The sequence below is a fragment of the Methylophilus sp. 42 genome (assembly GCF_000384155.1).
In the GTDB taxonomy this organism is placed as follows: domain Bacteria; phylum Pseudomonadota; class Gammaproteobacteria; order Burkholderiales; family Methylophilaceae; genus Methylophilus.
In genome coordinates this window covers 473,765-486,420 of record NZ_KB913031.1, presented here as the reverse complement: position 1 = coordinate 486,420, position 12,656 = coordinate 473,765, and the positions used below count along the sequence as shown (strand labels likewise).

15 protein-coding genes and 1 riboswitch are annotated in these 12,656 nt (G+C 53.1%); of the genes, 11 read left to right on the top strand and 4 right to left on the bottom strand.

The genetic code is table 11. The annotated features are described in order from the left end of the window. Positions 1 to 136: 136 nt before the first annotated feature. Positions 137 to 439: a cell division protein ZapA gene (locus tag MET42_RS0102235; RefSeq protein ID WP_019881109.1), complete on the bottom strand. Its 303-nt coding sequence runs from the start codon at positions 437 to 439 to the stop codon at positions 137 to 139. A gap of 2 nt (positions 440 to 441) precedes the next feature. Continuing rightward, the gene (locus tag MET42_RS0102230; RefSeq protein ID WP_019881108.1) at positions 442 to 678 is read right to left on the bottom strand and encodes a hypothetical protein; all 237 of its coding nucleotides are present in this window, start codon (positions 676 to 678) and stop codon (positions 442 to 444) included. A 90-nt stretch (positions 679 to 768) separates the two neighbouring features. Beyond that, positions 769 to 981: riboswitch (cobalamin riboswitch) on the top strand. Positions 982 to 1,119: 138 nt separating this feature from the next. Here MET42_RS0102230 and MET42_RS0102225 point away from each other — a divergent pair. The 9 genes from MET42_RS0102225 (at position 1,120) to MET42_RS0102185 (ending at position 8,648) form a co-directional block, all read left to right on the top strand. Next, positions 1,120 to 3,012, top strand: coding sequence for a TonB-dependent receptor domain-containing protein (locus MET42_RS0102225; protein WP_019881107.1), 1,893 nt, complete (start codon positions 1,120 to 1,122; stop codon positions 3,010 to 3,012). Positions 3,013 to 3,101: 89 nt separating this feature from the next. Then, a complete protein-coding gene (locus tag MET42_RS0102220) occupies positions 3,102 to 3,671 on the top strand; it encodes a hypothetical protein (protein ID WP_019881106.1) in 570 nt (189 codons plus the stop codon). A gap of 14 nt (positions 3,672 to 3,685) precedes the next feature. Further along, positions 3,686 to 4,291: a cob(I)yrinic acid a,c-diamide adenosyltransferase gene (gene cobO, locus MET42_RS0102215; RefSeq protein WP_019881104.1), complete on the top strand. Its 606-nt coding sequence runs from the start codon at positions 3,686 to 3,688 to the stop codon at positions 4,289 to 4,291. Then, a complete protein-coding gene (locus MET42_RS0102210; protein ID WP_019881103.1) occupies positions 4,291 to 5,577 on the top strand; it encodes a cobyrinate a,c-diamide synthase in 1,287 nt (428 codons plus the stop codon). The genes cobO and MET42_RS0102210 overlap by 1 nt, the downstream gene beginning before the upstream one ends. Then, complete coding sequence (gene bluB, locus MET42_RS0102205; protein WP_019881101.1) at positions 5,574 to 6,248, top strand: 5,6-dimethylbenzimidazole synthase; 675 nt, start codon at positions 5,574 to 5,576, stop codon at positions 6,246 to 6,248. The genes MET42_RS0102210 and bluB overlap by 4 nt, the downstream gene beginning before the upstream one ends. Then, positions 6,245 to 7,048 (top strand): cobalamin-binding protein, encoded by an 804-nt coding sequence (locus MET42_RS0102200; RefSeq protein ID WP_019881099.1) that lies wholly within the window; start codon positions 6,245 to 6,247, stop codon positions 7,046 to 7,048. Before bluB ends, MET42_RS0102200 begins: the two co-directional genes overlap by 4 nt. Next, positions 7,045 to 7,569, top strand: coding sequence for a bifunctional adenosylcobinamide kinase/adenosylcobinamide-phosphate guanylyltransferase (cobU, locus tag MET42_RS0102195; protein ID WP_019881097.1), 525 nt, complete (start codon positions 7,045 to 7,047; stop codon positions 7,567 to 7,569). The genes MET42_RS0102200 and cobU overlap by 4 nt, the downstream gene beginning before the upstream one ends. Before the next feature lie 15 nt (positions 7,570 to 7,584). After that, positions 7,585 to 8,400, top strand: coding sequence for a DUF4198 domain-containing protein (locus MET42_RS0102190; RefSeq protein ID WP_019881095.1), 816 nt, complete (start codon positions 7,585 to 7,587; stop codon positions 8,398 to 8,400). A 29-nt stretch (positions 8,401 to 8,429) separates the two neighbouring features. Further along, entirely contained in the window at positions 8,430 to 8,648 is a 219-nt protein-coding gene (locus tag MET42_RS0102185) for an RNA-binding S4 domain-containing protein (RefSeq protein WP_019881093.1), read from the top strand. Here MET42_RS0102185 and MET42_RS0102180 read toward each other — a convergent pair. Continuing rightward, positions 8,645 to 10,096 (bottom strand): cobyric acid synthase, encoded by a 1,452-nt coding sequence (locus MET42_RS0102180; RefSeq protein ID WP_019915202.1) that lies wholly within the window; start codon positions 10,094 to 10,096, stop codon positions 8,645 to 8,647. The two genes, MET42_RS0102185 and MET42_RS0102180, sit on opposite strands and share 4 nt — an antisense overlap. A gap of 2 nt (positions 10,097 to 10,098) precedes the next feature. Here MET42_RS0102180 and cbiB point away from each other — a divergent pair, with 2 nt between their 5' ends. Together cbiB and cobD are read left to right on the top strand one after the other, a co-directional pair. Further along, the gene (gene cbiB / locus MET42_RS0102175) at positions 10,099 to 11,052 is read left to right on the top strand and encodes an adenosylcobinamide-phosphate synthase CbiB (protein WP_019881091.1); all 954 of its coding nucleotides are present in this window, start codon (positions 10,099 to 10,101) and stop codon (positions 11,050 to 11,052) included. Then, positions 11,045 to 12,046: a threonine-phosphate decarboxylase CobD gene (gene cobD / locus MET42_RS0102170; protein WP_019881090.1), complete on the top strand. Its 1,002-nt coding sequence runs from the start codon at positions 11,045 to 11,047 to the stop codon at positions 12,044 to 12,046. Before cbiB ends, cobD begins: the two co-directional genes overlap by 8 nt. On the opposite strand, the gene MET42_RS0102165 is transcribed toward cobD, so the two are convergent. Then, positions 12,015 to 12,650, bottom strand: coding sequence for an FMN-binding negative transcriptional regulator (locus MET42_RS0102165; protein WP_019881089.1), 636 nt, complete (start codon positions 12,648 to 12,650; stop codon positions 12,015 to 12,017). The two genes, cobD and MET42_RS0102165, sit on opposite strands and share 32 nt — an antisense overlap. Between the last annotated feature and the right edge of the window lie 6 nt (positions 12,651 to 12,656).

Here is a 12,656-nt window from a genome sequence, read left to right as displayed (position 1 = left end):
ACAGCACCTGATGAGCCGAAACCTATAACAAAGACTAGTTCAAGGAATTTTAGACTCAGGCAACGCCTTAGCACACCGTTTTTATGATACGCCATTTCAAAAAAATGACGATGAAAATTTTGTGAAATGAAGCGGATTACAACAATTTGTGCTGGCCGGATAATACATCATCTATTTGCTGCTGCATGGTAGAAATACGTTTTTTTACGTCTCCCACATCCACACCGCCGCTACGCGTATTCAACAACTCATGCGTAATATTGAGTGCCGCCATAATAGCAATCCGCTCAACGCTGACCATTTTGCCAACATCACGAATTTCGCGCATTTTACCATCCAGGTAACCCACGGCCTGCAGCAAACTGTCGCGCTCTTCATCAGTACAGGTCACGCTCATCGCGCGGCCCATGATTTCGATATCAATCGGATTACTTGCCATGATTAACGACCTTCCTCAGGCAATGCCGACAATAATCGCTCTAACTGAACGCTGGCTTGCGTCATATTCAGCTTCAACGATTGAGACTCCTGATGCAGCCGTGTGACCTCCTGACGCAACTCCACATTTTCGTCACGCAGCTGTCCGCACAAAGCAATCAGCTTCGTCACACGCTCTTCAAGACTTTTTAAATCGGCATCCATCAGCCCATTATCTTTTAAAAAAATGAGTGTGGTCAATAGCTAAGCGCATTTTTTCAAAGTAAATTAACAATTTGAGCACACCTGCCGAATACAGGTCGACTGGCAAAAAAGCACGCTTTAGACTAGAATGACGCCCAGTTGTCAGGTGCCTTTGCTGTATTTCTACAGGCTAAGGTGAAACTGGGAAACAGGTGCGTGAACCTACATTCACAACTCCTGTGCTGCCCCCGCAACGGTAAGCAAGTGCGGGTCTATCCATATGCCACTGAGTTCAAACTCGGGAAGGCGATAGATCAAAACTTGCAAGCCCGGAGACCGGCCTCGCAACCAAACGTATGGAAATACCGCGGGGTGACGGTGACTCTCAAAATTGGCATTCGGAATGAATGCCTCTATCTGCTTTTAGTCAACGCACATCTCAGGTTTCCACTCTTAAATATTCTGCATACGGGGTCGTATGCATTATCGGAAACAGATATGAATAAAAAAATCATTTTAGGTCTCATCGCCCTTTCTCCTGCCATAACCCTGGCTCAAGAAGTTTTTTCAGAAAATACATCTAATCACGCCGCACTCGCGCTGGACGAGGTTAGCGTGACCGCAGCCAGGATCCCGGTTTCAACCAAAACAGCGACTGGTGATATCACTGTCGTGACCCGCGAAGAAATCGACAGAATGAAAGGCAGCTCACTGCCCGACCTGCTGAGATTACAACCAGGCCTGCAAATTGCAACTAATGGCGGCATGGGGACGGCCAGCAGTCTTTTTGTACGCGGTACAAATGCAGAACAAGTCGTTGTACTTGTAGATGGTTTGCGTATCAACTCAGCCACCTTAGGCACCACCGCTTTTGAGAACTTACCATTGGCTTTAATAGACAGAATCGAGATTCTGCGTGGCCCAGCTTCAAGCCTATATGGCGCAGATGCCATTGGTGGTGTCATTCAAATTTTCACACGTCGCGCCAAAACAGACAAAACCCTCTTTTACGGTAGTGTAGGCGCAGGCAGTTACGACACTTATACAGGAAGTGCAGGATTTGACAGTCGCTATCAGGCACTGCAATTCGGCGCCCAAATGAGTAGTTATGACACCCGGGGAATTTCTGCTAAAAAACATCCAACAGCCACTATTGACCGCGATCGTGACGGTTACCGCAACTTGAGTGGTTCAGCTTATGCAGACCTTGAGTTCGCCCAAGGCCATAGCCTCGGCTTACGTTTTATGGAGTCTGACGGACTCAACCATTTTGATAATGCCTACAGCAACTACTCCACGACCAATCAGCAAGCCTATGGCGCAACACTAAAAAACCAACTGACTGAGCACTGGCATAGCACTTTAAAATATGGAATTGGCCGTGAACGCTCATACAGCGTAAACAGTGCAAGCAGCCGTAGCAAATTCGACTCAGAGCAGACGCAAATCACCTGGCAGCATGATTACACACTGTCGTTTGGCACACTGACCTTTGCCTACGACAGACTGGAACAAGATGTCCTTACATTTTCCAATGGCAACCCAAGCATAGACAAAACGCGTAACGATGACAGCTTCATGCTGGGGTTTGTTGGCAATCACGAAGCCCATAGTATTCAGCTTTCCGCCCGGGAAGACCACAACACGCAATATGGTAACTACGTGACAGGCGGTGTTGGTTATGGCTACGCAATCACTCCCGAATGGCAGGTGACCGCACAATATGGTTCAGCGTTCAGGGCGCCAACGTTTAACCAACTATATTTCCCTAGCTTTGGCGACCCTGCACTGAAACCAGAAAAGTCGGATAACGTTGAAGCTAGTCTGCGTTATCAAACCGCAACGATTCAAGCCAAGCTGACAGTGTTTGAAAACCATATTAGGGATCTTATCCAGAATGCAGGCCCTGCGACATCTGGCTGTAGCTTTGCAGGGTTCTGCCCAACCAATGCAGGCAAGGTAGAAATCCAGGGGGTCACGGCTGAAAGCAGCATCATGCTCAACCCTCAGTGGCACCTGACAGGAAACGTGACCATCCAGTCCCCACGTAACGACGATACAGACAATTTACTTGTAAGAAGAAGTCAGCGCTATGGCAATCTGCAACTGCAATACAAGTCTGGTGACTGGGATGTTGGCACTGAAGTTTCAGCTGCCTCGCAACGATACAACGATCCAGATAACAACTTCAAGCTGGGCGGTTACGCGTTGATCAATGCATCACTAGGTTATCAATTGAGTAATCACTGGAAACTATTGGCACGTGCCAACAACATTTTGGATAAAGATTACGCATTGGCAACAACCAAAAGCGCATTCTCACCCAACGCACCTGACTACAACACCATGGGCGCCAACGTGTTTATTAGCCTGAATTACGATATGAAGTAACTCTGTGAAGGGTGGATTTTGCCCAAGCCTTATGGAATTGGGCTAAAATTCACCCCTTGTGATTAATCTTATTTTTTGGAGTCGTTGGCATGCCAAGTAAAATTTCAACTCAATCGCTGGCAATTGCATTTGTCATTGCACTGATGGTCATCGTGACACGCGGTCATCACTTTGCTTCGATCGACTTTTTGCCTAGCGCTTCTTACGCTGCGTTTTTTATTGCTGGTTATTACCTGCGTTCAACCATCGTATTTGTGGCGCTGCTGGCGCTGTGTGCTGGCCTGGATATGGCGGCAGTTACCTGGGGCGGCGTCAGCAATTTTTGCGTCACACCTGCTTACGGGTTCTTATTACCGGCTTACGGTACCATGTGGCTGGCAGGCCGCTGGACAGCCAGCAATACCACCTGGGCACTGAGCAGCTTATTCAAGCTGACAGGCGTGGTGGTAGTGGCTTCAGCTGTTGCTGAATTGTTCTCCAGCGGTGGCTTCTACTTCTTTGGTGGTCGTTACCCAGATCCAACCCTGGTTGAATTTGTGCCACGCCTGGTCAAATACTTCCCCAAACAGCTGGAAGCGATTGCGTTCTGGGTGGTGGTGGCACTGATTGCACACGTGGTGTTTGGCCTGGCCAAGCGCTCTGTCCGCGAAAACGCTTAAGTTTACGCACCATCATGGAAACCAACGACCGCGACAGCCGCCACAAGGCGCGCATGATCCGCAAAAAAGCGGTCATTGATGAAAAAATCGAGCAGGCCGATCAGGAAAAAGGCCTGCTTCTCATCCTCACCGGCAACGGCAAAGGCAAAAGCTCTTCCGCCTTTGGCATGGTTGCCAGGTCACTGGGCCACGGCATGCGTGTCGGCGTCGCCCAATTTATCAAAGGTCGCTCAGATACCGGTGAAGAAGCCTTTTTCAGCCAGCATCCTGCTGTCACCTGGCATGTACTGGGCGAAGGATTCACCTGGAACACCCAAGACCGCCAGCGCGACACTGAAACCGCGATGCGCGGCTGGCAGATTGTGGCGCAGATGCTGCAAGACCCAGCGATCAATCTCGTTGTGCTGGATGAACTCACTTACACCTTCAAATACAGTTACCTGGATGAACAAATGGTGCTGGATGCCATCGCCAAACGCCCACCCATGCAGCATGTGGTGATCACTGGTCGCGGTGCGTCTGAAGCCCTGAGAAATGCTGCCGATACGGTATCGGAACTCATGGACGTCAAGCATGCCTGGCGCGCAGGCATCAAAGCCCAGGCCGGGATAGACCTGTAATGCAATCCCCAGCAGCAAGCTGCCATGCCATGCTGATGGCGGCCCCGGCGTCGGGGCAAGGCAAGACACTGACCACGGCCGCATTGGCGCGCATTTACCGCAATCGTGGCCTGTGCGTGCAAGCATTCAAATGTGGCCCGGATTTTATCGATGGCATGATACTCGAAGCCGCCACCGGCAAACCGGTGTACAACCTCGATCTCGGCATGTGTGGTGAAGCGGATGCGCAGCGTTTGCTGTATCAGGCGGCACAAGACAATGACGTGATTTTGCTCGAAGGCGTGATGGGCTTGTATGATGGTAAACCCTCATGCGCCGATATTGCCGAGCGCTTTGGTATCCCGGTCGCACTGGTGCTCAATGCCAAAGCTATGGCACAAACCGCTGCCGCGATCGCCTATGGACTATACAGCTTCCGGCCTGCGCTGCAGCGCGCGGGCGTCATTGCCAACCAGGTCGGCAGCGACGGCCATGCCAAGATGATTAAAGAAGCATTGCCAGCGGATATCCCCTGGCTGGGCGCCATGAAATACGACGCGCAACTGAGTTTGCCAGAGCGTCATCTGGGCTTGCACCTGGCACAGGAAATCACGGATATTGACCAGCGCATAGAAGCCGCTGCGCAACTACTGGGACAAGATATGCCATTGCCTCCGGCAGTGCATTTTGCGGCACCAGAACAGCAAGCTATCACGCCATTGCTAAAAGGAAAAACGATTGCCGTGGCCAAAGATGCGGCTTTCTGTTTCACCTACCAGGCCAACCTTGATTTACTGCAAGCGCTGGGGGCCAATATCAGGTTTTTTTCGCCATTGCACGATGCTCAATTGCCTGTGGCAGATGCCTACTGGCTACCTGGCGGTTACCCGGAATTGCATCTGGAACAACTGCAACACAACCACAGCATGCGCGAAAGCTTGCATGCAACCGCCGCGGCAGGAAAACCCATCCTGGCAGAATGTGGTGGCATGCTCGCACTGGGCGAACGCTTGAATGATCAACCCGTGTTTGGTTTACTGCCGGGTCACAGCGAAATTCAACCCAAACTGCAAGGCCTCGGCACACAACACGCAACGTTTCCGGTGGCGAGCGATGGCGAAGCAACCATAGGCGCACACACTTTTCACTACGGCAAGTTTGAAACGGACTTGCCGGTGATTGCGCAAGGCGAAGGCAAATACGGTGCGGGTGAAGCGGTCTACCGCCACCAAAGCATCACAGCCAGCTTTTTGCATTTTTACTTCCCATCCAATCCGTCCCTGGCGGCACAGTTTTTCCTGTCATGAGTTTCGCCTATCCGGATGCCGACAAAGCGGCCATTTATAAAGTGATTGCCGAGCGGCGCGATATGCGGCATTTTTTGCCAACGCCGATCACGCCCGAGTTATTGCAAAAACTGTTGCAAGCCGCCCATCACGCGCCCAGTGTGGGCCTGATGCAGCCGTGGCGCTTTATCCGCATCAGTGATACCACATTACGCAAGGCCATTCACGCACTGGTCGACGAGGAACGCAAGCAGACAGCGCAAGCCATCGGCGAGGTTGAAAACACGGCGCGCATGGCCGAGTTTATGCGGCTTAAAGTCGAAGGCATTCTGGACTGTGGCGAACTACTGGTAGCCACTTTGTGTGACCAGCGGGAAAAATATATTTTTGGCCGCCGTACGCTGCCGGAGATGGACCTGGCCTCAGTCAGTTGCGCCATTCAAAACCTGTGGCTGGCCGCGCGTGCCGAAGGCATAGGCATGGGCTGGGTCAGCCTGTTTGACCCGCAAAAACTGGCACGATTGCTGGGCATGCCTGCGGACGCCAAACCGGTGGCGATTTTGTGCCTGGGTTATGTGAACGCCTTTTACAAATCCCCCATGCTGGTGGAAGAAGGCTGGGCCACAGAAAAACCACTCAGCGATATGCTGATGGAAAATGGCTGGCAACCACAAGGCAACACTCAGCCATGAAGCGCTGGCCGCAACGTATTGTCTGCCTGACCACGGAAACAGTGGAAGTCCTTTATTTGCTGGGTGAACAAGACCGCATTGTCGGTATTTCCGGCTTTACCACGCGCCCGGCCATTGCCCGCAAAGAGAAGCCAAAAATCAGCGCTTTCACCAGCGCTAATATCGAGAAAATTCTGGCACTGCAACCTGACCTGGTACTGTGCTTCTCCAACCTGCAGGCTGACATTGCTGCTGCGCTGATTAAAGCCGGTTGCCAGGTGCATGTGTTTAACCAGCGCAGCCTGGATGAGACTCTGCAAATGATATTGACCGTCGGCGATTTAGTCGGCGCAAGTGACAAAGCGAAGCAACTGGTAGAAAGTTATCAGGCGCAACTGGACGCGGCACGCCGACAAGCGTCCAGTTGGCCACGCAAACCCAAAGTATACTTTGAAGAATGGGACGAGCCCATGATGTGCAGCATCCGCTGGGCGGCTGAGCTGATTGAGGCGGCGGGCGGCGAGGATTGCTTTCCCGAACTCAGCCAGTTCCATAGTGCCAAAGACCGGCAGGTAAACGCAGAACAAGTACTGGCCAGACAGCCGGACATTATCATCGGCTCCTGGTGTGGCAAAAAATTCCAGCCGGAAAAAGTAAAAGCACGACCAGGCTGGCAAGCCATCCCGGCCATCCAGCATGGTCATCTGTACGAAATCAAGTCGGTCGATATCTTGCAGCCCGGGCCTGCGCTGTTTACCGAGGGCCTGGCGCAACTGCAAACCATCATTCAACGCTGGCAACAGCAAGGGAGTCACGCATGACTACACACCTGATTTTAGGCGGAGCACGCAGCGGTAAAAGCGCGTATGCCGAGCGCCTGGCCTCGGCACTTGAGTGTCCGGTGACCTATATTGCCACCGCGCAAGTCTATGACGACGAATTTGCAAAACGCGTGGAACATCATAAAACCCGCCGTCCACCGTATTGGGGATTAGTCGAAGCGCCATTCAACCTCGGGCAGACACTGCTGGATAACGATGCGCCAGAGACTTGCCTGATTGTGGATTGCCTGACTTTATGGCTGGCACAGTGCATTTGCCCGGATTGCGATAAACCAGAGCGGCTGGACTGGCAGGCAGAAAAGCAAGCCTTGCTGAACGCCTTGCCGCAACTGCAAGCCCACGTATTTTTAGTGAGCAACGAGGTCGGCATGGGTATTGTGCCGCTGGGAGAAATCAACCGCCAGTTCCAGGATGAGCAGGGCCGCTTGAACCAGCATGTAGCGGCCATCGCAAATCAAGTCAGCTTCATTGCCGCAGGCTTGCCGTTAAAGCTTAAATAACAAGAAAGCACCCGTATGAAAAAGTTTCTCCTAGCCCTGATCGTTTTAGTGACCACTTTGGCGGCCGAGGCACATGTGCCGTTTTTAAAACCCAACCAGTTCAACGTCACACATCATCGCCTGACGATTGAATCTGCGTTTACCGAGTTTCCGTTCCAGGCTGACTTTGCCATGGACTCGCCGAACTTTACCATCACCTCACCACAAGGCGTGACGGCAGCGATCAAACCCATCGCCAAAACCAAGGCGGCCGTGTATCTGGAACCGGAATTAAAAGAAGAAGGCACCTATCGTATCAGCACGGGGCAAAGGGTCGGCCCAATATACAAGGCGGTGGAAACTGCCGATAAAAAGCTTTATTTTGCTGCCGATATGAAGCGTGTGACGGGCAAACCTACCACCATGAATTATTACAGTTATGCCGACACCTATATTTTCAAAGGTCAGCAAAAATATGTAGCCAAGCCGTTTAATAAAGGCCTGGAAATCATCCCGCTGGCGTCACCCAATGGTTTGTTACTCGGTGGAGAGTTGAATTTCCGTGTGCTGGAAAATGGTAAGCCAGTGCCTAATGCGCGTATTATTGTGGTGACGGATAACGAGCACTTTATCAAGCACAGGATTGAAGATCTATACGATCTCGACAATGTGAGAGCCTCTAACATTCACGCCAACGAACAAGGTGAGTTTAGCTTCCACCCACAAAAAGCGGGGCTGAATTTCCTGTTTGTCACTGTGCATCACCAGCTCAATGAACAATTATGGGAAAGCCAGAATGCCTCTTTGACGCTGGAAGTGAATTTACCGCTGGACATTCAAGGCAAGCCTTAGGCACTCGCTGACTTAGAAAGGAATTCTGTATGGCAAGCTCGACATTTGAACTCAAAGGCGAATATATCGCGCTATGTGATTTGCTTAAACTGGAAGGCGTGGCCGACAGTGGCGGCCAGGGCAAGTCTATGGTCGCCGAAGGGTTGATCAAGGTAGATGGTGCCATTGAGCGCAGAAAAACCGCCAAAATCCGCGCCGGGCAAGTGGTTCAGGCGTTTGAGCAAACCATCAAGGTGGTTGCGGGTTAACCTGGCGTAAAGCCTTGGGGCAAGTAAGGCGCAAGCGCTAGCCAGTTGAAGTGCTGCTGTACACTATCTGCCAGTTTTTCCAGGCTCTGCTCGCGCAATTGCGTGTAATCGTAAGCCACTTGTTCAGCCACCCCCGCCCATTGCAACCAGGCGGCGCAGGCTTGTGGATGGTCAAACAAACCGTGAATATAACTGCCTGCGACCTGGCCATCTGTTGACCGTGCGCCTTCTGCCATACCGTCGATCAGGTGTGCAGGATGCTGCAAGGCCGGGCCGCGGCTCACCCCCATATGAATCTCATAGCCTTGTACCATCGCCTCGGCAAAAGCTAATTTGCCAGAAACTTGCTTGAGTTGCTTGTGGGTTTCCAACGTTGTTTCCATGGCCAGCCAGCCCAGGCCAGCGCTACTGCCCGCCTCGCCTTCAATCGCCAATGGATCATGTAAAGCCTGGCCCAGCATCTGGAAGCCACCGCAAATGCCCAGCACTTTGCCGCCATAACGTAAATGCCGCGCAATGACGGCTTCCCAGCCATGCTCACGCAACGCAGCCAGATCGCCGCGTACATTCTTGCTACCAGGCAGGATAATTAAATCAGCCGCGGGCACAGGCTCATTCAAACGCACAAACTTGAGGTCTACTTGCGGGTGCAGGCGCAAGGCATCAAAGTCGGTATGGTTAGCGATATGCGGCAATATGGGCACAACAATCGTCAACTGAACATCTGCTTTTTTAGTATTGCTTTTTGCAACCGCATCTTCAGCTTCCAGATGCAAGTCATGCATATAAGGCAACACGCCTATCACCGGCTTCCCGGTGCGTTCTTCCAGCCAATCCAGCCCCGGTTGCAGCAAGGCGATATCGCCGCGGAATTTATTAATGACAAACCCAATCACCCTGGCCTGCTCACTCTCAGACAATAGCGCCAATGTGCCGACCAGGTGTGCAAATACGCCGCCTTTATCAATATCTGCCACCAGGATCACCGGGCAATCGACCGCTTCGGCAAAGCCCATATTGGCAATATCGTTGGCGCGCAGGTTAATCTCGGCCGGGCTACCCGCCCCCTCCACCACGATGCAGCCATACTGCTGCTGCAAGCGCTGGTAAGATTGCAATACCGCCTGCATCGCGGTTTTCTTGTAGTCGTGGTAAGTACTCGCCTCCTGGTTGCCCACCACCTGGCCGTGAATAATCACCTGGCAACCGGTATCCGAATTGGGCTTGAGCAACACTGGATTCATATCGGTATGTGGCGGCAGTCCGCAGGCCATCGCCTGCACCGCCTGCGCGCGGCCGATCTCGCCGCCATCTTCAGTCACCGCGGCGTTGAGCGCCATGTTTTGCGGTTTGAATGGCACCACCGCCACCCCGCTGCGGTACAATACACGGCACAATCCAGCCACCAGCGTACTTTTACCGGCATCCGATGTGGTGCCCTGAACCATCAATGTTTTCACTGCCTGTTTATCCATGCCCCGATTATCTCACACTCGCCCTGCTTGCCTGTGGCGCTGTGCTGCTTGATTTCTGGCTCGGCGAACCCCGGCGCTGGCACCCGTTAGTCGGATTCGGCTGGCTCGCCACCCAAGTTGAAAAACGATTGAACCCTTTAGCAAGACAAGCACAACGCAGCCAATATCTCAGCGGCGTGTTGGGCCTCTGCCTGGCCGTATTGTCAATTGTCCTGAGCAGCGTTCTGCTCATGCAACTTTCATTCTGGCTGGCATTATCACTACACCTTTACCTACTGTATTTCGCCATCGGCCACCGCAGCCTACGCCAGCATGGCCTGGCCGTTTATCACGCTTTACAGGCGGGCCAGTTTCAACAGGCACAGCGCGCCACCTCATATATGGTCAGCCGCGATGTAGAAGCAATAGAACCCGTCAGCGCCACCATTGAATCCGTGCTGGAAAACGGCAACGACAGTGTGTTTGGCGCGCTGTTCTGGTTTTTTGTCGCAGGTGGCCCCGGCGCACTGGCTTACCGTCTGGTGAACACACTGGATGCCATGTGGGGCTACCGCACACCCCGTTATTTCTATTTTGGCTGGGCCGCCGCACGTCTGGATGATGTACTCAACTATATTCCGGCCCGTCTGACGGCAATGACTTACGCTTTGCTTGGCCATACAACACTCGCATGGCAGTCCTGGAGCGCGCAGGCGCCGTTATGGGATAGTCCGAACGCGGGCCCAGTCATGTCCGCAGGCGCGGGCGCGCTGAATGTGCAATTGGGCGGACGCGCTCGCTATCATGGTGAATGGCATGACCGCCCACGACTGGGCACGCTCACAACACCGATTGCTGAAGATATTCCCAGGGCGTTGCAATTGGTATGTCATGGCATGCTGAGCTGGCTGATGGTGGCTGTATTGATTGGAGCGTTCGCCTATGCTTGAGCACGGCGGTAATTTGCAGCAAGCCGCGCAGCAATACGGCCGGCCACTCACGGACTGGCTGGATGTATCGACCGGCATCAATCCGCAACACTACCCGATTCCGGCATTGGCCCCCGCGCTGTTTCAACGCTTGCCACCAGCCACCGACACACTGCATGCGGCCGCGCGCAAGTATTATGGTTGCCAGCATGTGTTAGCCTGCGCAGGCTCACAGGCCGCGTTGCAACTATTGCCGACCTTGCGCGCGCCTTGCCGCGTCGCCATGCCGCACACCATGTATCAGGAGCATGCACATGCCTGGCAACGCGCGGGGCACCAGGTACAGTTTTTTGAGCAAACACCTGATAGCGACACGCTAAACCAGTCCGACGTATTGCTGGTGTGCAACCCTAACAACCCGACCGGACATGTATATCCCCCTGACACATTATTAGGCTGGCATGCGCAACTGGCAGCCCGTGGCGGCTGGTTGGTGGTAGACGAGGCATTTATGGATAGCACACCGCAGCACAGCCTCGCCAGCCATACCGGGCAGACAGGTTTATGGGTATTGCGTTCACTGGGCAAGTTTTTTGGACTGGCAGGCCTGAGGGTGGGCTTCTTACTGGGAGAACCCACAGCTCTGGCACAAGTGGAATCATTACTCGGCCCTTGGACCATCACCGGCCCCAGCCAAATGATTGCCAGCCAGGCGCTGGCTGACCATGACTGGCAACAGCTGATGCGCGGGCATCTGCCGGCACAGTCCAGGCAATTAGCACAAGTACTAAACCAGCATGAGCTCAAGCCTGCAGGCGGTACCGATTTATTTCAGTATGTACTGCATCCTGCCAGCCGCGAGTTACAGCAAGCATTAGCGAAAGAAGGCATCTGGACGCGTTATTTTGAATCGCCGTCAGCCTTGCGTTTTGGCTTGCCGCCAGCTAACGAGTGGTCTCGGCTGGCACAAGCCCTACGCCATGTCACTCAACAGTTAAGCGATTCACAACCTTGACCAATTCAGCGATCTCGCGGCCATGCACATCATCACCCGCACTTAACCCCTGCAACACCCCGACTTGATTCTCCGGCGACTGGTTCTGGCTCAACTTCCATTTACCAGTGAGTTCGGTAACCTCAATCTCAATACCAACTACCGCCTGCATGAGCTTGTCGATAAATCCGGCCGGCGCATCCTCAAGATGCCACGGTTGTTCAAACGCCGCTTCCTGTTGTGCCGTCAGCGCAGTCAAATGGGCGCGTAACCAGTTGGCATCTTCTATCACCCGCAGCTTGCCACGCGCATGCACCACCACATAATTCCAGGTCGGCACCACCATGCCGGTTTGGGCTTTGGTGGGGTACCACGCAGGGGTGACATAAGCATGCGGGCCATGAAAAATCGCCATGACCTCGTTGAGGCCATGCGTTTCTTGCCAGAGCGGGTTCGCGCGGGCCACATGACCACTCAAGGTGCCGTTATCATCTAAATACAGCGGTAGATGATTCACCTCTAAACCACTGGCCGCAGTCGTCACCAGCGTGGCAAACGGATACGTCCGGATCAAATCTAGCAGCGCCTCTTCACCAGGGGCAGAAAAGTGTTTTGGGGTATACATACTTAA

What these genes read in the sequence shown, in the direction of transcription:
- cobO (WP_019881104.1), top strand. Translation starts at nt 3,686, where the DNA reads ATGGAAACCAACGACCGCGACAGCCGCCACAAGGCGCGCATGATCCGC.
- cobD (WP_019881090.1), top strand. Translation starts at nt 11,045, where the DNA reads ATGCTTGAGCACGGCGGTAATTTGCAGCAAGCCGCGCAGCAATACGGC.
- MET42_RS0102225 (WP_019881107.1), top strand. Translation starts at nt 1,120, where the DNA reads ATGAATAAAAAAATCATTTTAGGTCTCATCGCCCTTTCTCCTGCCATA.
- MET42_RS0102220 (WP_019881106.1), top strand. Translation starts at nt 3,102, where the DNA reads ATGCCAAGTAAAATTTCAACTCAATCGCTGGCAATTGCATTTGTCATT.
- MET42_RS0102210 (WP_019881103.1), top strand. Translation starts at nt 4,291, where the DNA reads ATGCAATCCCCAGCAGCAAGCTGCCATGCCATGCTGATGGCGGCCCCG.
- bluB (WP_019881101.1), top strand. Translation starts at nt 5,574, where the DNA reads ATGAGTTTCGCCTATCCGGATGCCGACAAAGCGGCCATTTATAAAGTG.
- MET42_RS0102190 (WP_019881095.1), top strand. Translation starts at nt 7,585, where the DNA reads ATGAAAAAGTTTCTCCTAGCCCTGATCGTTTTAGTGACCACTTTGGCG.
- MET42_RS0102185 (WP_019881093.1), top strand. Translation starts at nt 8,430, where the DNA reads ATGGCAAGCTCGACATTTGAACTCAAAGGCGAATATATCGCGCTATGT.
- MET42_RS0102180 (WP_019915202.1), bottom strand. Translation starts at nt 10,096, where the DNA reads ATGGTTCAGGGCACCACATCGGATGCCGGTAAAAGTACGCTGGTGGCT.
- MET42_RS0102235 (WP_019881109.1), bottom strand. Translation starts at nt 439, where the DNA reads ATGGCAAGTAATCCGATTGATATCGAAATCATGGGCCGCGCGATGAGC.
- cobU (WP_019881097.1), top strand. Translation starts at nt 7,045, where the DNA reads ATGACTACACACCTGATTTTAGGCGGAGCACGCAGCGGTAAAAGCGCG.
- MET42_RS0102165 (WP_019881089.1), bottom strand. Translation starts at nt 12,650, where the DNA reads ATGTATACCCCAAAACACTTTTCTGCCCCTGGTGAAGAGGCGCTGCTA.
- cbiB (WP_019881091.1), top strand. Translation starts at nt 10,099, where the DNA reads ATGTTTTCACTGCCTGTTTATCCATGCCCCGATTATCTCACACTCGCC.
- MET42_RS0102200 (WP_019881099.1), top strand. Translation starts at nt 6,245, where the DNA reads ATGAAGCGCTGGCCGCAACGTATTGTCTGCCTGACCACGGAAACAGTG.